The sequence below is a fragment of the Sphingobium sp. B11D3A genome (assembly GCF_025961695.1).
Lineage (GTDB): Bacteria > Pseudomonadota > Alphaproteobacteria > Sphingomonadales > Sphingomonadaceae > Sphingobium.
In genome coordinates, this window is the sequence record NZ_JAOQOE010000001.1 from 2,038,364 (window position 1) to 2,060,953 (window position 22,590).

Here is a 22,590-nt window from a genome sequence, read left to right on the forward strand (position 1 = left end):
CGCGCCCACCCCCTCGTGACGGGCTTGACGCTAAAGACTCGGGGCAGGCTGGTCCAGCTGGGATGCGGCGGAAGCCGGCCGCGCACTCCCTGCGCGCAGCCGCATGACCGCTCGCCAGCCGAGCAGCGCCGCCACGATCCCCCCGTAGATCAGCGGCGAGCGTGTATCGGCCTTCACAAGCAGGAAATAGTGCACGACGCCCATGATCGCGATGAGGTAGACAAGCTGGTGCAAACGCCGCCATGCGCGCACGCGCATCTTGCGCCGGATGCGATTGGCGGAGGTGATCGCCAGCGGGACCAGCAGCACGAAGGCCGCCATGCCGATGGTGATGTAGGGCCGCTTGACGATATCCGCGACGATGAACGACCAGCCGAACTGCTGGTCCACCGCCACATACATGATCAGATGCAGGGCCACATAGGCGAAGGCCCACAGGCCAATGCGGCGGCGATAACGGAGTAGCGCCGGCATTTTGAGCACCTTGGCCAGTGGACTGATCGCCAGCGTGATGCACAGGAAGCGCAGGCCCCACAGGCCCAGCTCGCGCAACACATATTCGATGGGATTGGCCGTCAGCCCATCGGTCAGGCCCTGCCAGACGAACAGCAGTAGGGGCGCCACGCACAGCAGCCAGACCAGTGCCGAGATCAGGCGATCGCGCGTCTTCCTGGTCATGCCGTCAGTAAAGCTTCTTGGGGTTCATGCCGCGATAGAGACTCGCAACTTGATCGCCATAGCCATTGAACGGCAGCGTCTTGCGGCGCAGCAGCTCGCCGATCCGCCGCTCACGCGCCTGCGACCAGCGGGGATGATCCACATCCGGGTTCACATTGCCGTAAAAGCCATATTCGTCGGGCGCGAGCATCTGCCAGCTCGTGCGCGGCTGGCGGTCGGTCAGCGTGATCCGCACGATCGACTTGATGCCCTTGAAGCCATATTTCCACGGCACGACCAAGCGAATCGGCGCGCCGTTCTGGCGGGGCAGCAGGCGGCCATAGAGGCCCACCGAAAGCAGCGTGAGGGGATTCATCGCCTCATCCAGCCGCAAGCCTTCGCGATAGGGCCATTCGATCACGTTCCGGCGCTGGCCGGGCATCTGCTTGGGATCGTTGAGGGTCTGGAAAGCCACATATTTAGCGCTGCCGAGCGGCTCCACCTCGCGCAGCAGCGCGGAGAGCGGAAAGCCGATCCATGGAATGACCATCGACCACGCCTCGACGCAGCGCATCCGGTAGATGCGCTCTTCCAACGGAAAGCGGCGCACGATGTCCGAAATATCGAACTTGCGCGGCTTCTGGCACAGGCCATCCACGGTGACGGTCCAGGGCGCGATTCGCAGGCTGCCGGCATTCGCCGCCGGGTCGCTCTTGTCGGTGCCGAACTCGTAGAAATTATTGTAGGTTGAGACGTCCGCAAAGGGCGTCAGCGTCTCGTCGATCTTCATTTTGTTGGGCGAGAACTTTACCGTCGCGGGCGCATCCGCCGCCATCGCCGCCGGCGCGATCAGTCCGGCGGCGCCGATGCCGGCCACCCCGGCAATGAACTCGCGCCGGCGCAGATACAGCGCTTCATCGGTGACGTCGTTTTCGGTCAGGTCGGCAGATTGACGGATCAGCATGGCAAGACTCTCCTGCCCCCAGAGCGGGAACAATGCCTGCCCTTGGCTGCATGTGCAATGAACATGCCCATGGCCGAAGGGGCAATAAACCCCTCCCGCCAGACGCAAAAGCCGGTTTCCATCCGCCGCACCAGCCTCTAGGGGCGCAGATCATGGATCATTTCGCTTACAAGGATGGCGTGCTGCACGCCGAGGACGTGCCGATGGCGGCGATTGCCGAGGCCGTCGGGACACCGGTCTACATCTATTCGCGCGCCACGCTGGAGCGCCATGCCCGCGTGTTCCGCGAGGCGCTGGCCGGCCTGCCCCGCAAGCACATCGCCTTTGCCATCAAGGCCAACCCCAATCTCTCCGTGCTGCGCGTGCTGGCGCGCGAGGGTTATGGCGCGGATATCGTCTCGGGCGGCGAGATGCAGCGCGCGCTGGCGGCCGGGATGCCGGCTGGGGACATCGTCTTCTCCGGCGTCGGCAAGACCCGCGCCGAGCTGAGCGCGGCGCTGGAAGCCGGGATCGGCCAGTTCAACATCGAGCTGGAGGAGGAAGGCGCCGTTCTCGCCGAGATCGCGGCCGCGATGGGCAAGACCGCCGATGCCGTGCTGCGCGTCAACCCGGATGTCGATGCCGGCACGCACGCCAAGATTTCCACCGGCATGAAGGAAAACAAGTTCGGCGTCGCCATCGATCAGGCGGGCGGCATCTTCCAGCGGCTCTGCGCCCTGCCCGGCCTCAACCTGCGCGGCATCGCCACGCACATCGGTAGCCAGTTGTTCGACCTCGCCCCCCTTGAAGCCGCCTATGGCAAGATCGGCGCGCTGATGGGCGAACTCCGCGAGGCCGGCCACACTATCGACCGCATCGATCTGGGCGGCGGCCTGGGCGTGCCCTATGAGCGTACGAAGGTGCCGCCGACGCCGGCCGATTATGGCGCAATGGTGGAGCGGGCGACCAAGGGCTGGGACGTCACGCTCTATTTCGAGCCGGGCCGCGTGATCGTCGGCAATGCCGGTGTGCTGCTCACCCGCGTCATCTGGGTGAAGCCCGGCGTCATCCGCCCCTATGTGATTGTCGATGCGGCCATGAACGATCTCGCCCGGCCCGCCATGTACGATGCCTTTCACGATTTCGAGGCTGTCGCGCCGACCGGTGAGCGGATCGTGGCCAACATCGCTGGCCCGGTCTGCGAGAGCGGCGACACCTTCGCCATGGCCCGCGATATCGACGTGGTGAAGACCGGCGATCTCGGCATCTTCCGCACCGCCGGGGCCTACGGCGCAACGATGGCCAGCACCTACAATTCGCGCGCGCTGGTGCCCGAAGTGATGGTGGATGGCGACCAGTTCGCCGTCGTTGCCGACCGCATCATGCCCGAGGCGATCATCGCCGCCGAGCGCCTGCCGGATTTTCTTAAGGACTGAGCATCGGCCGCAAGGGGCAGACGGACGGGCCAGGACCGGCTAGGAGAGCGCCATGCACAGCCTTCCGCTCTTCGTGATCCTGTCGGGCCAGCCGGTCATCCTGCTTGGCACTGGGGAGGCCGCGGACGCCAAGCGCCGGCTGATCGAGCGGGCCGGCGGCGTGCCGGTTGCGGACGAGAATGCCACTGCCCGCATCGCCTTCGTGGCGCTGGAGGATGAAACAGCCGCCCAAGCCGCCGCAGACCGGCTCAAGGCGCGCGGACTGCTGGTCAATGTCGTCGACCGGCCGGCGCTGTGCGATTTCACGACCCCCGCCATTGTCGACCGCGATCCGGTATTGATCGCCGTTTCCACGGGCGGCGCCTCCTCAGGGCTGGCCGCAGCCTTGCGTCAGCGGCTGGAGACGATCCTCCCGGCCCGGCTCGGCGCCCTCGCCAGCGCGCTCAATGCCGCCAAGGTCGCAATGCGGGAGGCCTGGCCCGATGCCCGCGACCGCCGCCGCGCGCTTGGCGAGGCGCTGGCGCCGGGCGGCATGCTCGACCCCTTCGGCACGCCTGCGGTGGACCCGTGGCTGGAAGCGCGCATCGCGCCGGCCTCCCGCGCCGTGCATGTCATCGCCTTGCGCTCGGACGACCCGGATGACCTGACGGTTCGGGAAGCCCGCACGCTCGGCCAGGCAGACCGCATCCTGTTCGCGCCCGACACCCCGCCCGCAATTCTCGCCCGCGCCCGCGCCGACGCGGAACGCCTGCCGCTCAGCGCGGAAGAAGCCCCGCCCGAACTGCCGGGGCTGACCGTCTGGCTCGTCCCGGCCGAGGATTGATAGGCCTTTCCGCCGTGAGCGCCGGGAATACCGGCTCAGGAGATCGTTCATGACGTCACATCCCTCCGCCCCCGCAGCCTCGCCCGCCGTATCGGTCGCGCTCGATGCCCGCGCCGCACTTGGCGAAGGGCCACGCTGGCACGCAGCCGAGCGCCGGCTTTATTGGGTGGATATCCTGCGCAATGAACTGCACCGCTTCGACCCAGAAACTGGGGCGGACGAGATGCGCGCCTTCGCCCAGCCGGTCGGCTGCTTCGCCTTCCGCGCGGCCGGTGGCTTGCTGCTGGCGATGAAGGACGGCCTCGCCATTCTGGCCGACTGGGGCTCCGAGCCGCAGCCCTTTGGCGATCAGATCCTCGCGGGCAAGCCGGACCTGCGCTTCAATGATGGGCGGACGGATTCGGCCGGGCGGTTCTGGGTGGGCAGCGTCAACATGGCCAAGAGTGCGCATGATGCCGCGCTCTATCGCGTCGGCACGGACGGGGCGATCGACCTGATCGAAAGCGGCATGCTCACCTGCAACGCGGCTGCCTTCAATGCGTCGGGGACGACCTTCTGCCACGCGGACACCCCCAGCCACGCCCTGCGCGCCTATGATGCCGATCCGGCGAGCGGCACGCTCTCCAACCGTCGCATCCTTCACCAGTTCGAGCACGGCACCGGGCGCCCCGATGGCGGATCGTTCGATGCGGAGGGTTGTTACTGGAGCGCCCTGTTCGAGGGTGGCCGGGTGGTGCGGCTCTCGCCCGAGGGCGAACTCCTCCAGACGGTGACACTGCCGGTCAGCCGGCCGACCATGATCGCATTTGGGGGGGAGGATCTGCGCACCGCTTATGTCACCACGGCGCGGGCCGGGCTGGACGAGACGGCACTGGCGCGCGAGCCGCATGCGGGCGCGATTTTCAGCTTCCCCATCGATGTGCCGGGTCTGCCCGAGGCGCCCTTTGGCGGCTAAGCCTGGGCTTTGTTGGCTCGCTTGGCAAAGCGGGTCACGAACACCGGTGGGCTGGTCGCGTAGCAGGCCTGTGCGAGCGGCAGCGCCGTTTCGCAGACGGCGCATTGGGCGCTGACGCGTCCGACATACCATTGGGTGCTGGCGCAATCGGGACAGTGATTGAGCTTGCCTGGCTCGTAGCGCGCGCCAATGGCCGTGCCATCGAATGGTTTGACGTGAATGCCCGGGTGACGAACGGCAGAGCTCAAAGCCTGCACAGGTGAATGCGCCATGTCACGATCCTTCCGGCGATGAAAACGTCCCGCGCGTTCGCGGGTTCCTGCCTGTGCCAACGGCTCGGCGCATCTGTCTCTTGTCGGGACGATTTACCGCGCGCGCCATGATGGCGACTTGCGACGGGTGCGTCCCGTGCCCCCCGCGGCGGGTTGATCCGCGCAATCCCCCCTCGCCTCTGCCCTAGAGCGGGGCTATAAGCGCCGGGATGATGACCGACCCCCGGACACGCCCCCTCTCCAAGGACAATCATGTCAGAGCATAATCCCGGCCTGCGCCCGTGGCGCGACATTGCGCGGCGCGAATGCCGCCAGATCATGGTCGGCAACGTGCCGGTCGGCGGCGGCGCGCCGGTGACCGTGCAGACGATGACCAACACGCCGAGCCACGATGCGAAGGCGACGATCGACCAGATCCGCCGCTGCGAGGAGGCCGGTGTCGACCTCATCCGGGTTTCCTGCCCGGACGTGGAGAGCACGGCGGCGATGAAGCAGATCGTCCGCGCGGCCAAGGTGCCGATCATCGCGGACATTCATTTCCACTATAAACGCGCGCTGGAAGCCGCCGATGCGGGCGCGGCCTGCCTGCGCATCAACCCCGGCAATATCGGCTCTGCCGCGCGCGTGAAGGAAGTGGTGGATGCCGCCAAGGCCAATGGCTGTGCGATCCGCATCGGCGTGAATGCCGGCAGCCTCGAAAAGGATCTGCTGGAGAAATATGGCGAGCCCTGTCCCGAGGCGCTGGTGGAGAGCGCGCTCGACCATATCAAGCTGCTGCAGGACCAGGACTTCCACGACTATAAGGTCGCGGTGAAGGCGAGCGACGTGTTCCTGGCCGTCGCGGCCTATATGCAGCTTGCCGACGCGGTGGACTGCCCGCTGCACCTTGGCATCACCGAAGCCGGCGGGCTGATCGGCGGCACGGTGAAGAGCGCAATCGGCATCGGCAACCTGCTCTGGGCCGGCATCGGCGACACCATTCGCGTTTCGCTCTCCGCCGAGCCGGAAGAGGAAGTGCGTGTCGGCTACGAAATCCTCAAGTCGCTCGGCATCCGCACACGCGGTGTCCGCGTCGTCTCCTGCCCGAGCTGCGCAAGGCAGGGCTTCGATGTGATCCGCACGGTCGAGGCACTGGAGAGCCGCCTTCAGCACATCAACACGCCAATCTCGCTCTCCGTGCTGGGCTGCGTGGTCAATGGCCCCGGCGAAGCGCGGGAGACGGACATCGGCCTCACCGGAGGCGGCAATGGCAAACATATGGTCTACCTCTCCGGCGTGACCGATCACCACATCAACGATGCCCAGATGATCGACCACATCGTTTCGCTGGTGGAAGCCAAGGCGGCCGAGATCGAAGCGGCCAAGCTTGAGGCCGAAATGAGCGATGCTGGCAATGCCAGCGCCGTGGCGGCCGAATGACCGACCGGCCCGACATGGCCCCGTCCGCGCCGAGCCGTGATCTGCGCGCTCCGCAGACGCAGGCTGCCTCGCGCGTCACCGGCGCCAGCGCCACGGGTGCGGTGGCAACCGGTGCGAGGGCGACGGGGGCCTCAGCGACCGGCGCAATTGCGGTCGGCGCCTTCGCATTGGGTGCCTTGGCCATGGGCGCGATTGCGATCGGCACGCTCGCCATCGGGCGGCTGCGCATTGGCCAGGCCCGGATCAGCCGGCTGCGGATCGACACGCTGGAAATCGGAAATGCCATTCGCACCGGGGAGACGCCTCGCCGGTGAGGCTCGCAGTCTCGGCGTCGGCCGTAGCGCCCCCAGCATGCCGAAAAACCGGGGACTCTTGACGCCGAGTCCCTGAAAGAGGATTGTCGCCGCGCGGAACATTTCGGGCACGGCGCGTGCGTGACCCCGCCGCGCCGGACGAAGGAGTGAGTGGCAATGGCAAGTCGGGCACCGATGAATCGGACCCCCGAATGGCAGGCGATGCTGCGCCGGAGCCTGATCCGCATCGGCACCTTTGCTGGCTCGGTAGGGCTGTACGCGCTGGCGCTGTTTCTGCTGCTGGCACTGCTCAGCTACAAGGTGAGCGACCAGGCGCTGAACACCGCTGCCGGGCCGGAGACGCGCAACCTGATGGGCGTCGCCGGCGCCTGGGCGGCAGACATTCTCTTCACCTTTGCTGGCCTGCCCGCCTTGCTGTTGCTGCCCTTCATCCTCGTCTTCGCGCGGCGCCTGTGGGCCGATGCGGACATGAGCGGCTGGCGGGGGCAGATCGCCAAATGCATCGGCGGCCTGCTGCTCATCGGCACCGGCCTGTGGATTGCCCAGCCCGAACCGCTGGTCGGGCTGCCGGCCCGCTGGGGCGGCGTCATCGGCTTCCTGTTCGCCCACGGCCTCACGGCCCTGACCGCGCGCCTCGGCGAAACCGCCGACCTCATTCTGCAATGGCTACTGCTGGCGGCGTTCATTGCGTCCGGCCTGTGGCTGTGGGTCCGCAGCCTCGCGCTCGAAAAGCCGCTTTGGCATCTCGCCCGCCCCGCCCTGCCGCTGCTCTCCAGCCTTGGCTCCTTGCGAACGGCGAAAGCTGGCAGCCTGGATGTCGCCGAGCCCGAACGCGACCCGCACCCCGAACGCGAGGCGGAACCACGCCGCCCGGTGGACACCACACCCCGCCAGCCGATCACCATCCAGTCGCCGAGCAGCGCCGCCATTCCCAAGGCGTTCGGCCCCGTCTCAGGACAGGAAGATCTGTTCGGCAATGGCGCGCTGCCCTCTCCCGACCTGCTGTCGCCCGCGCCTGCCAGCGCGGTCAGCAAGATCGACCGGCCCGGCCTGGAGCGTAATGCGCGGCTGCTGGAAAGCGTGCTCGATGACTTCCACGTCAAGGGCGCGATCACCGAGGTGCGCCCCGGCCCCGTCGTCACCATGTACGAGCTGGAGCCGGCACCCGGTATCAAGGCCAGCCGCGTCATCCAGCTCGCCGACGACATCGCCCGCAACATGTCCGCGCTCTCGGCGCGCGTCGCCACCATTCCGGGACGGACGGTGATCGGCATCGAGCTGCCCAATGCTGACCGTGAATCCGTGGTGCTGCACCAGCTCATCACCAGCCAGCAGTTCGCCGAGCAGAAGGGCGGCCTGCCCATCATCCTCGGCAAGAACATCTTCGGTGAGCCGGTCATCGCCGATCTCGCCGGTATGCCGCATCTGCTCGTCGCGGGTACGACCGGCTCGGGCAAGTCGGTCGGCCTCAATACCATGCTGCTCTCGCTGCTCTACCGGATGACGCCGGACGATCTGCGCCTGATCATGATCGACCCGAAGATGCTGGAACTGAGCATCTACGACAACATTCCGCATCTGCTCTCCCCGGTCGTCACCGAGCCGGCCAAGGCCATCCGCGCGCTCAAATGGGCGGTCGAGCAGATGGAGGATCGCTATCGCATGATGGCCTCCATCGGCGTGCGCAACCTCGCCGGCTATAATGAGAAGGTCCGCGGCGCCCGTGCCAAGGGCAAGTCGCTGGGGCGCCGCGTGCAGATTGGCTTCGACGAGCAGACCCGCCAGCCGATCTACGAGGAGGAGGAGCTGGATTATCAGCCGCTGCCGCAGATCGTGGTGGTGGTCGACGAGCTGGCCGACCTGATGATGACGGCGGGCAAGGAAGTCGAATTCCTGATCCAGCGCCTCGCGCAGAAGGCGCGCGCCGCCGGCATCCACCTCATCCTCGCGACCCAGCGCCCCTCGGTCGACGTCATCACTGGCGTCATCAAGGCAAACCTGCCGACCCGCATCAGCTTCTTCGTCACCTCCAAGATCGACAGTCGCACCATCCTTGGCGAGCAGGGCGCCGAGCAGCTGCTGGGCAAGGGCGACATGCTCTACATGGCGAGCGGCAAGGGCCTGATGCGCGTCCACGGCCCGTTCGTGAGCGATGACGAGGTGCGCGGCGTCGCCGACCATTGGCGCTCCAAGGGCCAGCCAGATTACATTTCCGCGGTCACCGAGGAGCCCGAGGATGGCAGCTTCGCGCTCGATGGCGTCGATCTCGGCGATGACAGCGCCGATGCCAAGCTGTTCCGCAAGGCCTGCCAGCTCGTCTTCGAGAACCAGAAGGCCTCGACCAGCTGGCTCCAGCGCCAGATGCGCATCGGCTATAACAGCGCGGCCCGCCTGATCGAACGGATGGAAAATGAAGGCATGGTCGGCGCGCCCAACCATGTCGGCCGCCGGGAAGTGCTGCGCGACGAAATGGGCAATCCCAAGTAAGGGCGGCCCGTTGCCCCGCCCCCGGCGCGGGAACGCGCTGCGGCGCGCGGCATTCAGTGGATATTCAACGGCAGGGACCTATCCGGGCGCGATGATCAGACTTCCCAAATTCACTCGACGTTCCGCCATGCTCTCTCTGATGCTCAGCGCGCTCGCGGCACCGGCCTTGGTGCCGGCGAGCCCGGTTGCTGCGCAAGCCGCGCGGTCGAGCGATCTGGCGAGCGTCAGCACGGCGGTTCGCGGCATCACCACGCTGAGCGGCGACTTCACCCAGACCGACCGCAACGGGCAGGTGCAGAACGGCAAGCTGCTCTGGAAGCAGCCGGGCAAGATCCGCTTCGATTATGGCGCCGGCGATCTGCTCATCGTTGCCGACGGCAGCTCGCTCTACATGATCGACTATCAGGTTGCGCAGGTGCAGCGCTGGCCGATCCGCAATTCACCGCTCGGCGCGTTGCTCGACCCCAAGCGCGACATCACCCGCTACGGCAAGATCGTCGACACCGGCGATCCGCGCGTCGTCTCGGTCGAGGTTCGCGATCCCCAGCATCCCGAATATGGCGTGATCACGCTCATCTTCACGCGCAAGGCAGGCGTGCCGGGTGGGCTCTCCCTCTATGGCTGGGTGGCGCTGGATGCGCAGGGCAATCGCACCAATATTCGCCTGAGCAATCTCAAATATGGCGCGCCCATTGCCGATTCGGCCTTCCGCTGGCGCGACCCGCGCGGAACCCGCGGCCCGCGCTGATCCGGCCGCGAAACCGACGACCGGCCGCGCCACCCCCAAAGGGGCGGACACGGTCGCGATGATCTGAAAAGCTGGATGCCCCGCGAGGATTCGAACCTCGATTGACGGAGTCAGAGTCCGTAGTCTTACCTTTAGACGACGGGGCAAGAGCGGGCGCAGATAGGGCGCGGACTGCCTGCGGTCAAGGCGATTTTCCACCCTCATCGTTCGGAGCATGGCAGCCACCTTGCGTCGCCCGCCACGCACGTCTAGCGTGGTGGCAAGTCCCGGCGGAAGTCCCGCCGGAAGAGAAGGTCAAGAAGTCATGGCGCATAAGGCGACGCCCGCGCCGCGCATGGGGCAGGAGCCCGGCACACTAGTGTCCGCCGGGAGCGCGAAACAGAAGGCGCGATCCTTCAATCGTCCGCTGCCGCGCGGCAATCTCGCTGCGCTCGACCTCGGCACCAACAATTGCCGCCTGCTCATTGCGCGGCCGGATGGCGACCGCTTCGTGATCGTGGACGCCTTTTCCCGTATCGTGCGCCTTGGCGAAGGCCTTTCCGCCACCGGGCGCCTGTCGGACGCCGCGATCGACCGCACCTTGTCCGCCCTCTCCGTCTGCGCCGAGAAGCTGCGCCGCCGCCGCGTGGTCCTGGCGCGCTCTGTTGCGACCGAAGCCTGCCGGCAGGCAGAAAACGGGCGCGCCTTTGTCGACCGGGTGCAGCGCGAAACCGGCATCATGCTCGACATCATTTCGCCCCGCGAGGAAGCGCGGCTTGCGGTCCTCGGCTGTAAGGCGCTGCTGGAACGTGGCGAAGGCCCGGCGCTCATCTTCGACATCGGCGGAGGCTCGACCGAGCTGGTGCTGCTCGATGGCGATGGCGATCAGTTGCGCATCGTCGATTGGCACAGCGCGCCGCATGGCGTCGTGTCGCTGGCGGAAGCTGTGGCGGGCCATGGCGACACCGCCAGCGAGCGAGCCGCCGCCTATGCCGAAATGCTCCGGCGGATGCGCGAGGCTTTTGCCGCCTTTGCCGAGCGGCTGCCCAAGACCGGGCCGGTGCGCCTGCTCGGCACGTCCGGCACTGTCACCACGCTCGCCAGCGTCCATCTGGGCCTGCCGCGCTATGATCGCAAGGCGATCGACGGGCTGACCGTACCGGCCGATGCCATGCGGGAAATCGCCGGCCGCCTCTCCACCATGAGCATAGCGGAGCGCATCGCCCAGCCCTGCATCGGCGACGAGCGCGCCGATCTGGTGGTGGCGGGCTGCGCCATCTTGGAAAGCATCCTCGACATCTGGCCGGCAGACCGGCTGGGCGTCGCCGATCGCGGTATTCGCGAAGGGATTCTCCGTGCGCTGACGGACAGCGCCTCAAGCCGGGACCTGGGATAATGGCCAGAGGTGACAAATCTGTCGGCACGCGCGTGCGCACGGCACGCGGGCGCACGGCCCAATCGACGCGCTGGCTGCAACGCCAGCTGAACGACCCCTATGTGAAGCGGGCCAAGGCGGAGGGCTATCGCAGCCGCGCCGCCTACAAGCTGCTGGAGCTGGACGAGAAGTTCGGCCTGCTCAAGGATGTCCGCCATGTGGTCGATCTGGGCGCGGCGCCGGGCGGTTGGACGCAGGTGGTGCGAAAGGTGCTGCCCAAAGCGAAGGTCGTGGGCATCGACCTCTTGCCCATCGAGCCGCTGCCCGATGTGACCCTGCTCCAGATGGACTTCATGGCAGACGAAGCGCCCGATCAACTGATCGCGGAGCTGGGCGCCGCGCCGGATCTGGTCCTGTCGGACATGGCGGCCAACACGGTCGGCCACCAGCAGACGGACCATCTGCGCACCATGGGCCTGGTCGAAGCGGCCGCCGATTTCGCGATGCAGACTCTGCGGCCCGGCGGCGCCTTCGTCGCAAAGGTCTTTGCCGGCGGGACGGATGATGGCCTGCTGCGCCAGCTCAAGGCAGCCTTTCGCACCGTCAAGCACGCCAAGCCGCCATCCAGCCGCAAAGGGTCGGTGGAGTGGTTCGTCGTCGCGCAGGGGTTCAAGGGCCGGCAGGCGCCATAAAGACGGTTGTGCGGTTGACCCGGACCGCACAAGGGGACTAGCGCGATCTGGCCTGCCACTGCGCGGGCAAGCAGCGTCGCTCACCCGCATGGACATGCGACCAGACGCCGCGTCGGGCGTTGTGCCGGAACAGGATAGAGGAGGCGGCATGAGGTCAGGCGGCAATGGCATGTTTCGCTCCCTCTCCAACCGCAACTTCCGGCTGTGGGTCAGCACCAATCTCTTTTCCAACATCGGCACCTGGATGCAGGGCACGGCCCAGACATGGCTGGTGCTCACCGAACTGACCGATCATAGCGCCGGCGCGGTCGGCATTCTCACCGCGCTGCAGTTCCTGCCGCAAGTGCTGCTTGTGGCGGTGACCGGATCGGTCGCCGACCATGTCGACCGGCGCAAGCTGCTCATCACGATCCAGTGCTTCCAGACCCTGCTGGCGCTCAGCCTTGGCGCGCTCATCATTTCGGGGCTGGCGGAGCTCTGGCACGTCTACATCTTCGGCTTTGCGCTCGGGTGCTGCATGGCGTTCGAGGCGCCGGCGCGGCACAGCTTCGTCTCTGATCTGGTGGGGGACGAGATCATCGGCAACGCGGTGGCCATGAACAGCACGGCCTTCCAGACCGCCCGCATGATCGGCCCGGCACTGGCGGGCCTGTGCATCGCGCTGGTCGGCACGGGCTGGGTGTTCGTGATCAATGGCCTGTCCTACCTGATCGTCACCACCGGCCTGCTCAACGTGCGGGTGACACGGCATGCCTATGCGGCGGCGCAGCCGCGCGGGGTGAGCCGGCTGCTCGACGGCTTTCGCTATGTGGCCGGGCGACCGGACATTCGCACGGTGTTCCTGATGCTGTTCTTCTTCGGCACGCTGGGCATGAACTTCGGCATTTTCATCAGCGTGATGGCGGCGACCGTTTATCAGCAGGGTGCCAGCGAATATGGCCTGCTGACCTCCATCATGGCGATCGGCTCGGTCACCGGCGCCTTGCTGACCGCCCGGCGCGACCGGCCCCGGATGCATCACGCGGTCATCGGCACCTTCCTGTTCGGCTGTTTCATGACCGCCGCCGCGCTCTCGCCGAGCTACATCCTGTTTGGACTGGTGCTGATCGGCGTGGGGCTTGCGGCGCAGACCTCGCTCACCTCATCCAACGGCTTCGTCCAGTTGGCGACGGATCGGGCGATGCGCGGGCGGGTGATGGCCATCTATGTCGCGATCACCTTGGGCGGCCTGCCGCTGGGTGCGCCGCTGATCGGCTGGGTCGCCGACACCTATGGCGCGCGGGCCGCGATGGGCGTGGGGGGCGCGGCGGGCTTTCTCTCCGCAGCGATTGGCCTCAGCTATCTGATCCGCGTGCGCAACCTGCGCTTCATCTGGGATGACGAAGGACCGCGCCTGCACATGAACCCGGACCCGCATCTGCGCGAACCCGGCCCGGCGGTGCTACCGCCAGATCGGGCGCTTTAGGAGCGACGCTCCCTCCCCCGCGCGGCGCGGCGGGAAGGAGCGCGTCTAGTCCTCGTCAGCCCCAGACCTCCTGGGCAACCTCGGCGACCAGTTCCATCTTCGCCTTCTGCTGGTCGAAGGCGATGTCATTGCCGTGGACGGTCGAGGCGAAGCCACATTGCGGCGACAGGGCAAGCTGGTCGAGCGAGGCAAATTTCGTCGCGTCGTCGATCCGGCGCTTCACCTCATCCTTGGTCTCCAGTTCACCCAGCTTGGTGGTGATCAGGCCGAGCACGACGATCTTACCCTTGGGCAGGAAGCGCAGCGGCGCGAAGTCGCCCGACCGCGCATCGTCATATTCGAGGAGGAAGGAGTCGATATCGACCTCATTGAACATGATTTCGGCGACCGGTTCATAGCCACCCTCGGCGGCCCAGCTGGAGCGGAAGTTGCCCCGGCACAGGTGCATCGCCGTGAACATGTCATCCGGCGCGGTGGCCAGCGCATCGTTGATCATCTTGGCATAATGGCGCGGCAGATCATCGGGATCGAGGCCGCGCTTGCGGGCATTCTCGCGCTGCTTGTCATCGCACAGATAGGCCAGGTTGGTATCGTCGAGCTGCAGATAGCGGCAGCCGGCATCGGCGAGATCGGCGACTTCCTCCTGATAGGCCGATGCCACGTCCGCGAAGAAATCGGCCATGTCGGGGTAGACCGCCTCGCTGATCCCTTCACGCCCGGCGCGGAAATGCAGCATGGTGGGCGAGGGAATGGTCACCTTGGGCGTCTCGCTCACCACGCTGGCGAGATATTCGTAATCCGCCCGCTGGATCGGCTTGGCGTGGCGAATTTTGCCCGTCACCACCATCTTGGGCGGCGCGAAATGCACGTCCTTGCCGATCGCATTCTGGAACTGCACTTCCATGCCGCCCTGCTCCTCGATCCCGTCGAGCTGCAGCAGGAAGTCGGTGTGGAAGAATTTACGGCGGAACTCGCCGTCCGTCACCGCCTTGACGCCGACGCTCTCCTGGAACGCCACGACATCGGCAATGGCCTTGTCCTCGATCGCGCGCAGCGCGGCAGCGTCGATCTTGCCGGCGGCATGATCGTGCCGGGCCTCGATAAGCGCCTGCGGACGCAGGAAGCTGCCGACATGGTCGGCGCGGAAAGGGGGTTTGGACGTCATGGCAGTCTCCAGCTCCAACCGGCGCAACGCACGCCGTACGAAACCCTCATATAAAGGATTCTTTATATATAGGAAGCTTTATGTGACAAACCGACACGCTGAGCCGACAAACGAAAAAGCCCGGCGCAAGGCCGGGCTTTCCTGGGATGCTGCGAAGAGGGCCAAGCCGCTCAGGCGCGCGCCTTCGCAGGCGCTTCCGCGATCTCCTTGGGCCGCAGCACGATGTGGCCGACGGCGGTGTTGGAGGCCGGAACATGATAGAAACGATGCAACGCCTCCACCTCGGTGCCGAGCGCGGCGCGCATGATGAGCCACATGATGAGCTCGATGCCCTCAGTGCCCGCCTCGCGCAGATATTCCAGCCGCGTGATGGCGCGCAGCTCATCGGTCTCGCCGACGAGCTTGTCCAGAAAGGCATTGTCGAACTCGGGATTGATCAGCCCGGCGCGCGGCCCCTGCAACTGATGGCTCATGCCGCCAGTGCCCCAGATCTGCACGTTGAGATCCTCGGGATAGGTTTCGACCGCATAGCGTATCGCCTCGCCCAGCGCCCAGCAGCGCGCGCCCGAGGGCGTCGGGAACTGCGTCACGTTCACCGCAAGCGGAATGACCTTGCACGGCCATTTGTCGACCTTGCCGAACATCAGGCTGAGCGGAACCGTGCAACCATGGTCCACATCCATATTGTTCATCAGGGTCATGTCGAACTCGTCGATGACGAGTTGCTCGGCCATGTGCGCCGCCAGCTCGATATGTCCTTCGACCACGGGCACGTCGCGCTTGCCCCACCCTTCGTCGGCCGGCTCGAATTCCTCGGCCATGCCGAGCGCGAAGGTCGGCACCACGTCCAGCATCATCGCGGAGGCATGATCGTTGTAGCAGAGGATGACCACGTCGGGCTTTTCTTCCTGCTCGAAGGTCTTCACCCACTCATAGCCATCGAAGATCGGCTTCCAGTAATCGTCCGTCGAGCGCCCGGTGTCGAAGGCCGCGCCGATGGCGGGGACGTGGCTGGTGGCAATGCCGGCAGTGATCCGTGCCATGTCAGTTGCCCTCCCGCTTGGAGCGCTGGCCAGTCGGCGAGCGACCGCCGGACCGCATCATCGCGGCATATTCGTCGGGCGTCATGTTGGTCATCGAGCTCACCGCGCGCTGCGTGCTCCAGCCGTCTGTATTGGAGAGCTTGACGAGGAAATAGATGTTGCCGCCCAGATCGATGAGCTTGCTGAAATCGCGATCCTGCACGGCGCGCTTCTGCTCTTCGCTCATCTTGAACTTGTCGAGATAGGCGCGCTCATGGTCCTTGAACTCGGCGCGGTTGCCTGCATCCATCAGCGACATGCAGAATTTGTGCAGGTGATAAGCCTCGCGCGAACGGCGGGCATTGAACACGGTCGTGCCGGGAATGTCTTCCAGCTCGCTGAGCGGATAAAGGCGAGTGCGCATGGCGGACCTTTCGATCGGTCGAATGAAGAATATAATGGAAGGCCTGCGCCTTTCCAATGGCAGAGGCCCTTGTCATTGTGCGCCTGCGAAATCAAGCGGGGTGATGCTGTCGGACGTGCGGATTGGCCCTGCCTGCAGCGCAAAATCGAATGAGAACACCTCGCCTTCAAAAGGATACGCAAGCCCCTCCTCCAACGAGGAGGCGAGAAGGTCGCCTCAGTCCGCTGTGCCTTTTGCTAATCCCGCCCCGGCTTTCGCGGCCGTGCGCCGCCGGTGGGCCGCTTGGCACCCGGGCGCGCGGCTGGCCCGGCCGGCTTGGCCCCCTTGCCGCGCGGCTTGGGCGGCCCCTTGAAGCGCTCGGGCTTGTCCGGCGCGCTGCGGGAGCGGCGTTCGCCGCGGCGGGCCTTGCGCATGTCCTTGGCGTGCGCGGTCGACGCGCGCTTGTCGGCGGCCTTGCGGTCGGAGGCGGTCGGCTGGATGTCGATCTCCAGCGGCAGATCGCCCTCGTTCACGTCAAAGCCCAGGCTCGCCAGCGTTTCAGCGAAATGGAAGGGCGGCTCGGCCTTCACGTCGAGCGGAGAGCCATCGGGATGGTCGATGCGGATGCGCCGGGCGTGCAGGTGCATCTTGCGGCTGATCGATCCGCTAAGGAACGCCTCCTTGCCGCCATATTTGCCGTCGCCCACGATGGGGTGGCCGATCTCGGCCATATGGACACGCAGCTGATGGGTGCGGCCGGTGTGCGGCTGCAGCTCCACCCACGCGGCGCGGTTGCCGGCGCGCTCGATCACCCGGTAGCGCGTGCGGGCGGGCAGGCCGTCCTTCTCATCGACATGCATCTTCTCCCCGCCGGTGCCCGGCTGCTTGGCCAGTGGCAGATCGATGAAGCCGTCCGAGACGGATGGCACGCCCATCACGATGGCCCAATAGACCTTGCGCGCTGTGCGGGACGAGAAGCTCTTGGCGAAATGTGCGGCGCTGCGCGAGGTGCGGGCGAGCAGCAGCGCACCGCTGGTGTCCTTGTCCAGCCGGTGGACGAGGCGCGGCCGGTCGTCGCGCTCGAACATCAAAGCATCGAGCAGTCCATCGACATGCTCGTGCGTCTTGGTGCCGCCCTGCGTGGCAAGGCCCGGCGGTTTGTTGATGACGATGGCCTGCGCGTCGCGATGAATGACCAGACCCTCGGCAAAGTTGATCTGATCCTCGGTCAGGATGGGGCGCGGGCGGGGTGCCTTGCCCGCTTCCTTTGCCGCAGCGACATCGAGCGGGGGCACGCGCAAGGTCTGCCCCTCGGCAATGCGGTCGCCCGGTGTCGCGCGGGCGCCATCGACGCGCAATTGCCCGGTCCGCGCCCAACGCGAAACGATGGCGAAGCTGGCTTCCGGCATGTGGCGCTTGAACCAGCGGTCGAGGCGGATGCCATCGTCCTCGGCGCGCACGGTGAACTGGCGGACGCCAGCAAGATCGGTCTTGCTCATGCCGTGGCACTCCGCATGAGGGTAAGGCCAAGCGCCAGCGCGCCGATGGAGGCTGCAACGGAGAGCAGCACATAGCCGAGCGCGTTCAGCGCTTCGCCGCGCTCGATCATCAGCATCGTCTCCAGGCTGAAGGCGGAAAAGGTGGTGAAGCCGCCGAGTACGCCCACGGCGACCAGGAGCCGGATCTGCTCGCCCTGCTGGCCCTGATAGCGCGCGGCCAGCCAGCCCGCGACAAGGCCCATGGCCAGCCCGCCCAGCACGTTGGCGGCGAGCGTACCCCAGGGATAGCCCGGCCCCATGATGCGCAGGCTCGCGCCTCCCAACTGGTAGCGCAGGGCCGCGCCGATGGCGCCGCCGATCATCACGAGAACTGTATTGAGCATGATCCACGCCCTAGCCGCTTTTGCGCAACAGGCAAATGGGCGTTCGGTGGCGAAGCCTTGGTGGCCAGCCTGCTCAGTCGGATGGCGCCAGCAATCCATCCCGAGCCAGTGTCCAGTCGATCTCGGCAACGAGCCTTGTGTAGCGCGGGTCTTCGACACTGCCGTAGCGCGCGGCGAAGGCGGCATCGCTCAGCCCCTCGTCGTTCTGAAGCAGGGCAGGCGGCAGCAGTCGTTCCTGCGTCGCGGTCGCCAGGCGTTGCGCGACGTCCTGCGACCGACGCGGATCGCCAGCGGCCTGCGCGATCTGGAAGCCGGAGCGGTCCGCCGCCAGATCGACGAAGGAGAAGCCCGAGGCGGTGCCGGTCTGGAATGCCGACGCGGCAGACAGGCTGTCCGCTAGTTCCTTCCATTCGCCCATCGCGGATGAAAACTGCACACCGGTCTGCGCAGCCAGCGCAGCGGACAGCGCCCAATGCTTGGGGAGGTCGTCCCGGCCATGGAGCGTGATTGCCGCCGCAGGCGACGGACAGCGGCGCGTGGCGCTCGGTTCCAGCCCGGCCAGTTGCCCGGCGCGCGGATCGACTACCAGCATCGCCAGCGCCACAAAGCCCGCCCGATTCGTTTCCGCCGTCGCGACTTGGCCCGGGGGGAAAGCGCGGCGGACCTGTATGGCGAAGTCGCTTTGCGGATCGCGCGCCTGCAGCGCCACCAGCGCGCAATAGCGATCGAGCACCTGCGCGCCGTCTATCGCGTCACCGCCAGTAAACTGATCGAGCAAGCCGGTCTTGGGCGGCAACTGCACCGCCGCCATCACCGCGCCATTGCGGATGGAGAAGCGTTGGACGACCGTGTCGAGCGGCGGGATCACGGCGCCGCGCAGACGCAGCAGCTGACGCAACCCCTCCAGCAGCAGCCGAGTCGGATATGCCGGCAACGAGACCGCGCCGATGCGCGCCTCTACTTCGGGAAATCCGTTACTCGGGCCGCTTACGACCAGACCGACATTCAGCCAGCGCCCCAGCGGCAGGGCATGGCTCGCGGCGACATGAAGCCGCTCATCGTGGAGATAGAGATCAAGCCGGTCAGGGCGGAAGCCATGGGTTGCGAGCGCGCTCAAGCCATCGAGATGAGTGGGCGTGAGGGTGAGCAGGCTGACACCGCCCGGCCGTTGCCTGCTGGCCTGCAACTGCTCGATCGCGGCCCGACCGGCACCGACCTGCAGAGGGGTGGGCGTGGGGCGTGCGTCGGCAAGGGGCGCCCCGCTGGTGAACAGCACCGCGCCGATGAGCACCGGCAGGACGAACAGGACAAAGAGGATCGCCAGAACACGCCAGACCTGCTCCCGCGGGCTACGGCCTGCCAATCCCATCCACGAGCCAGAGGCACGCTTGCGCTGCATCGCGTCCCCTATCCGTTACGACTGCCCTCTTCGCCTATCGCGATGAGCGCAACCCGCAGACTCGTCAGCCGGCCACCGTCATCAGGCGCTTTTCACCGGCGATTCGCAACATGGCGCGCTGCAGTTTCTCGAACGCACGAACCTCGATCTGGCGGACGCGCTCGCGACTGACGCCATAGACCTGGCTCAGCTCCTCGAGCGTCTTGGGCTCCTCCGCAAGGCGCCGCTCCTGCAGGATATGCCGTTCGCGGTCATTGAGGTCGTCCAATGCATCGAGCAGCATGTCGTGCCGCACGTCGCTTTCCTGCGCGTCGGCAATCCGCTCATCCTGCAACGGCCCCTCGTCCGCCAGCCAGTCCTGCCACTGCCCTTCGCCGTCATCGTTCATCGAGACGTTGAGGGATGTGTCGCCGCCCATGGCCATGCGGCGGTTCATGGAAATGACGTCATCTTCCGAGACACCGAGATCGGTCGCGATCTTCGTCACATCCTCGGGGCGCAGATCGCCATCCTCGAAGGCTTCGATCTGGTTCTTCATGCGCCGCAGGTTGAAGAACAGCTTCTTCTGCGCCGCCGTGGTGCCGATCTTCACGAGGCTCCACGAGCGCAGGATGAATTCCTGGATCGACGCGCGAATCCACCACATCGCATAGGTGGCGAGGCGGAAGCCCCGGTCCGGTTCGAATTTCTTCACGCCCTGCATCAGCCCGATATTGCCCTCGGAGATCAGCTCGGAGACGGGCAGGCCATAGCCGCGATAGCCCATGGCGATCTTCGCCACGAGTCGCAGATGGCTCGTCACCAGCCGCGCCGCAGCCTCCGGATCGCCATGCTCCTGATAGCGCTTGGCGAGCATATACTCCTCCTCGGGCTTGAGGAGCGGGAACTTGCGAATCTCCGACAGATAGCGGTTCAGGCTCGCATCGCCGCCAAGCGCAGGGATCGTTGCAGGGAGATTACTGCCGTTACTCACGAAACTTCATCCTTCTGGAGCGCGCAAACAAGAAGGGGCATCGCGCTCATCCTTATACGCAAAGATGGCTGAACAGTTGCTGCATGTCATCCGTAATCGGGCTTTCAAAGCTGAGAGGCTGGCTTGTGACCGGGTGGATGAAGCCCAACCGGGCCGCATGAAGCGCCTGACGATGAAAACCGAGTTCAGCGAGCAGCGCCTTGTGGATGCCGCCACGGGCATAGACAGGATCGCCCAGCAGGGGATGACCGAGATGGGCCATATGCACGCGCACCTGATGGGTCCGTCCCGTCTCCAGCCGGCATTCGATCAGCGCCGCCCGGTCCAGTCGCTCGAGCGTGCGATAATGGGTGATGGCGTGCTTGCCGCGCCCCTCGCGCTGCACCGCCATCTTCTTGCGATCCGCATCCGAACGGCCGATCCACTGATCGACTTTGCCGGAAGGCGGCGTAGGCCGCCCCTGCACGATGGCGAGATAGCGCCGGTCGATACTGTGATCCTTGAACTGGCGGGCCAGCCCCTCATGTGCCTGATCGGTCTTGGCGACGACGAGCAGACCGGAGGTATCCTTGTCGATGCGGTGGACGATGCCGGGCCGCGCGACCCCGCCAATGCCGGAGAGCTGCCCGGCGCAATGGTGGAGCAAGGCATTGACCAGCGTGCCATCCGGATTGCCGGCGGCGGGATGCACCACCATGCCAGCCGGCTTGTCCACCACGATCAGATGCGCATCCTCATGAGCGATCACCAGATCGATCGCCTGCGGTTGCGCCTCGGCGGGGATCGCCTCCGGAATCTCTACGGCAAAGGCCATGTCGGCCTTCACCTTATAGGCCGGATCAGCCGCCGGGCGACCGTCCGGCCCGGTCACTTGCCCTGCCAGGATCAGCGCCTTCACGCGCTCGCGCGACAGGGCTGGCAGCACGCTCGCAAGCGCGCGGTCCAGTCTCATGCCGTGCTCGGCCTGCGTGATCAGCGCCGTAATGCTGGTAACCCCCATTTCCACGGCCTAATATCTGGGGATGGCCGTGCACATATCAAGACCGTTGCGCGATGCGATCCGCGCGCAGGCGAAGGCTGCCGCCCCGCTGGAATGCTGCGGCCTACTGATGGGCCAGCGCTTGGCCGGCGCGGACGGCGGGACGACCATCACCATCACCGAACTTCGCGCTGCCGCCAATGTCGCAAACCAGCCCGAGCACCGCTTCGAGGTCGATCCGGCCGTGCTCATCGCCGCGCATCGCGAGGCGCGGCAGGGCGGACCGGCTATTGTCGGCCATTATCATTCGCATCCCCATGGCGAGGCCGTCCCCTCGGCGGTCGATGCGGCCATGGCGGGGGCGGCGGGCGAGATCTGGCTGCTCGTCGACGCGCGCGGCGACCTTCTGGCCTGGCAGGTTGTCGCGTCAGGCCGCATCCATGGCGTTTTCGATCCCGTCGAACTGGTCGGTTCGCCGCATGGGCGGCTTGCACCCGCGCGCCCGCAGCGCCATGAGGGCACGGCCATCGCCTGAAGAGAGGATATCCCCGTCTTGGTCAAATCCACCGCGTCCGACTCCATCGATTTCGCCAGCCTGCTCTGCTCTCGCCTGTGCCATGATCTGCTCAGCCCCGTCGGCGCGCTCAACAACGGCATCGAACTGCTTGCCGATGAGACCGACCCGCGAATGCGCGAGCAATGCCTCACGCTGCTGGCGGACAGTGCCCGGACGACGGCCGGCAAGCTCAAATTCTTCCGCTTGGCCTTCGGAGCCGGGGGCGGATATGGCGAGGCCATTCCCGTGCACGAAATCCGCTCTGCCGTGGAAGGCATGTTTCCGCCCGGCGGCAAGATCTCGCTCGACTGGATGATTGCCGGGGACAGCCTCTCCAAGCCGGCCGCCAAGCTGCTGCTCAATCTGGTGCTGTTGACCGGCGAAGCCCTGCCGCGCGGCGGCGTGATCGCGATCGGCGCGGAGCAACAGGGCGGAACGACCGAGATTGCGGTGCGCGGCGAAGGCGCACGCATCACCTTCGACCCCGCCATTCGTGCCGGGCTGGAAGGGCATGGCGATCTGACCACCCGCACGGCCGCAGCCGTGATGATCCGCACGGTGGCGACCGAAGCCGGCGGCGAACTGATGATCTCCGGCGCCGACGAGCCCCACCTGCTGTTCGGCGCGCGCCTGCCGGCTTGATCCC

23 protein-coding genes and 1 tRNA gene are annotated in these 22,590 nt (G+C 66.3%); 12 read left to right on the top strand and 12 right to left on the bottom strand.

The features are described from left to right. Window positions 1-30: 30 nt before the first annotated feature. A complete protein-coding gene (locus M2332_RS09710; protein WP_264573880.1) occupies window positions 31-678 on the bottom strand; it encodes a sulfite oxidase heme-binding subunit YedZ in 648 nt (215 codons plus the stop codon). Between the two features lie 4 nt (window positions 679-682). After that, on the bottom strand, window positions 683-1,621 hold the full coding sequence (msrP, locus tag M2332_RS09715; protein WP_264573881.1) for a protein-methionine-sulfoxide reductase catalytic subunit MsrP: 939 nt from the start codon (window positions 1,619-1,621) through the stop codon (window positions 683-685). A 152-nt stretch (window positions 1,622-1,773) separates the two neighbouring features. On the opposite strand from msrP, the gene lysA reads away from it, so the two are divergent. The 3 genes from lysA to M2332_RS09730 are packed head-to-tail and all read left to right on the top strand — an operon-like array spanning window position 1,774 to window position 4,814. Continuing rightward, window positions 1,774-3,036: a diaminopimelate decarboxylase gene (lysA, locus tag M2332_RS09720; RefSeq protein WP_264573882.1), complete on the top strand. Its 1,263-nt coding sequence runs from the start codon at window positions 1,774-1,776 to the stop codon at window positions 3,034-3,036. A gap of 52 nt (window positions 3,037-3,088) precedes the next feature. Continuing rightward, complete coding sequence (locus M2332_RS09725; protein ID WP_264571755.1) at window positions 3,089-3,859, top strand: siroheme synthase; 771 nt, start codon at window positions 3,089-3,091, stop codon at window positions 3,857-3,859. A gap of 49 nt (window positions 3,860-3,908) precedes the next feature. After that, window positions 3,909-4,814 (top strand): SMP-30/gluconolactonase/LRE family protein, encoded by a 906-nt coding sequence (locus tag M2332_RS09730; protein WP_264573883.1) that lies wholly within the window; start codon window positions 3,909-3,911, stop codon window positions 4,812-4,814. On the opposite strand, the gene M2332_RS09735 is transcribed toward M2332_RS09730, so the two are convergent. Next, complete coding sequence (locus M2332_RS09735) at window positions 4,811-5,086, bottom strand: hypothetical protein (protein ID WP_264573884.1); 276 nt, start codon at window positions 5,084-5,086, stop codon at window positions 4,811-4,813. The two genes, M2332_RS09730 and M2332_RS09735, sit on opposite strands and share 4 nt — an antisense overlap. 252 nt (window positions 5,087-5,338) lie before the next feature. Between M2332_RS09735 and ispG the strand changes: the two genes are divergently transcribed. From ispG to M2332_RS09755, 4 genes are all read left to right on the top strand, one after another. Then, window positions 5,339-6,505 (top strand): flavodoxin-dependent (E)-4-hydroxy-3-methylbut-2-enyl-diphosphate synthase, encoded by a 1,167-nt coding sequence (gene ispG / locus M2332_RS09740; protein WP_264573885.1) that lies wholly within the window; start codon window positions 5,339-5,341, stop codon window positions 6,503-6,505. Next, window positions 6,502-6,819: a hypothetical protein gene (locus M2332_RS09745; protein ID WP_264573886.1), complete on the top strand. Its 318-nt coding sequence runs from the start codon at window positions 6,502-6,504 to the stop codon at window positions 6,817-6,819. Before ispG ends, M2332_RS09745 begins: the two co-directional genes overlap by 4 nt. 156 nt (window positions 6,820-6,975) lie before the next feature. Then, on the top strand, window positions 6,976-9,306 hold the full coding sequence (locus M2332_RS09750) for an FtsK/SpoIIIE family DNA translocase (RefSeq protein ID WP_264573887.1): 2,331 nt from the start codon (window positions 6,976-6,978) through the stop codon (window positions 9,304-9,306). 139 nt (window positions 9,307-9,445) lie between these two features. Then, window positions 9,446-10,054, top strand: coding sequence for a LolA family protein (locus tag M2332_RS09755; protein ID WP_264573888.1), 609 nt, complete (start codon window positions 9,446-9,448; stop codon window positions 10,052-10,054). Window positions 10,055-10,126: 72 nt separating this feature from the next. On the opposite strand, the gene M2332_RS09760 is transcribed toward M2332_RS09755, so the two are convergent. Continuing rightward, window positions 10,127-10,200 (bottom strand) — tRNA-Gln (locus M2332_RS09760). Window positions 10,201-10,358: 158 nt separating this feature from the next. Here M2332_RS09760 and M2332_RS09765 point away from each other — a divergent pair. The 3 genes from M2332_RS09765 (at window position 10,359) to M2332_RS09775 (ending at window position 13,565) form a co-directional block, all read left to right on the top strand. After that, window positions 10,359-11,429, top strand: coding sequence for a Ppx/GppA phosphatase family protein (locus tag M2332_RS09765; RefSeq protein ID WP_264573889.1), 1,071 nt, complete (start codon window positions 10,359-10,361; stop codon window positions 11,427-11,429). Next, entirely contained in the window at window positions 11,429-12,100 is a 672-nt protein-coding gene (locus M2332_RS09770; protein WP_181561204.1) for an RlmE family RNA methyltransferase, read from the top strand. The genes M2332_RS09765 and M2332_RS09770 overlap by 1 nt, the downstream gene beginning before the upstream one ends. A gap of 169 nt (window positions 12,101-12,269) precedes the next feature. After that, window positions 12,270-13,565 carry an MFS transporter gene (locus tag M2332_RS09775; RefSeq protein WP_264573890.1) on the top strand — a complete coding sequence of 432 codons (1,296 nt, stop codon included), beginning with the start codon at window positions 12,270-12,272 and terminating at the stop codon, window positions 13,563-13,565. A gap of 55 nt (window positions 13,566-13,620) precedes the next feature. Here M2332_RS09775 and M2332_RS09780 read toward each other — a convergent pair whose 3' ends face one another. The 8 genes from M2332_RS09780 to M2332_RS09815 form a co-directional block, all read right to left on the bottom strand. Further along, entirely contained in the window at window positions 13,621-14,730 is a 1,110-nt protein-coding gene (locus tag M2332_RS09780) for a 5-methyltetrahydropteroyltriglutamate--homocysteine S-methyltransferase (RefSeq protein WP_264573891.1), read from the bottom strand. A gap of 170 nt (window positions 14,731-14,900) precedes the next feature. Next, window positions 14,901-15,773 (bottom strand): class III extradiol dioxygenase subunit beta, encoded by an 873-nt coding sequence (locus M2332_RS09785; RefSeq protein ID WP_264573892.1) that lies wholly within the window; start codon window positions 15,771-15,773, stop codon window positions 14,901-14,903. Between the two features lies 1 nt (window position 15,774). Further along, window positions 15,775-16,176 carry a protocatechuate 4,5-dioxygenase subunit alpha gene (gene ligA / locus M2332_RS09790; protein WP_264571743.1) on the bottom strand — a complete coding sequence of 134 codons (402 nt, stop codon included), beginning with the start codon at window positions 16,174-16,176 and terminating at the stop codon, window positions 15,775-15,777. 236 nt (window positions 16,177-16,412) lie between these two features. Further along, a complete protein-coding gene (locus tag M2332_RS09795; protein WP_264573893.1) occupies window positions 16,413-17,654 on the bottom strand; it encodes an RluA family pseudouridine synthase in 1,242 nt (413 codons plus the stop codon). After that, entirely contained in the window at window positions 17,651-18,037 is a 387-nt protein-coding gene (crcB, locus tag M2332_RS09800) for a fluoride efflux transporter CrcB (protein WP_264573894.1), read from the bottom strand. Before crcB ends, M2332_RS09795 begins: the two co-directional genes overlap by 4 nt. A 73-nt stretch (window positions 18,038-18,110) precedes the next feature. Next, on the bottom strand, window positions 18,111-19,436 hold the full coding sequence (locus M2332_RS09805) for a hypothetical protein (protein ID WP_264573895.1): 1,326 nt from the start codon (window positions 19,434-19,436) through the stop codon (window positions 18,111-18,113). A 64-nt stretch (window positions 19,437-19,500) separates the two neighbouring features. Next, window positions 19,501-20,409 (bottom strand): RNA polymerase sigma factor RpoH, encoded by a 909-nt coding sequence (gene rpoH, locus M2332_RS09810; RefSeq protein WP_264573896.1) that lies wholly within the window; start codon window positions 20,407-20,409, stop codon window positions 19,501-19,503. A 52-nt stretch (window positions 20,410-20,461) separates the two neighbouring features. Continuing rightward, window positions 20,462-21,409, bottom strand: a complete 948-nt coding sequence (locus tag M2332_RS09815) for an RluA family pseudouridine synthase (RefSeq protein WP_413715983.1) — start codon at window positions 21,407-21,409, stop codon at window positions 20,462-20,464. 22 nt (window positions 21,410-21,431) lie between these two features. Here M2332_RS09815 and M2332_RS09820 point away from each other — a divergent pair, with 22 nt between their 5' ends. Together M2332_RS09820 and M2332_RS09825 are read left to right on the top strand one after the other, a co-directional pair. Then, window positions 21,432-21,923, top strand: a complete 492-nt coding sequence (locus tag M2332_RS09820; protein WP_264573898.1) for a M67 family metallopeptidase — start codon at window positions 21,432-21,434, stop codon at window positions 21,921-21,923. 9 nt (window positions 21,924-21,932) lie between these two features. Continuing rightward, window positions 21,933-22,586, top strand: a complete 654-nt coding sequence (locus M2332_RS09825; protein WP_264574939.1) for a histidine phosphotransferase family protein — start codon at window positions 21,933-21,935, stop codon at window positions 22,584-22,586. The last annotated feature ends 4 nt before the right edge of the window (window positions 22,587-22,590 follow it).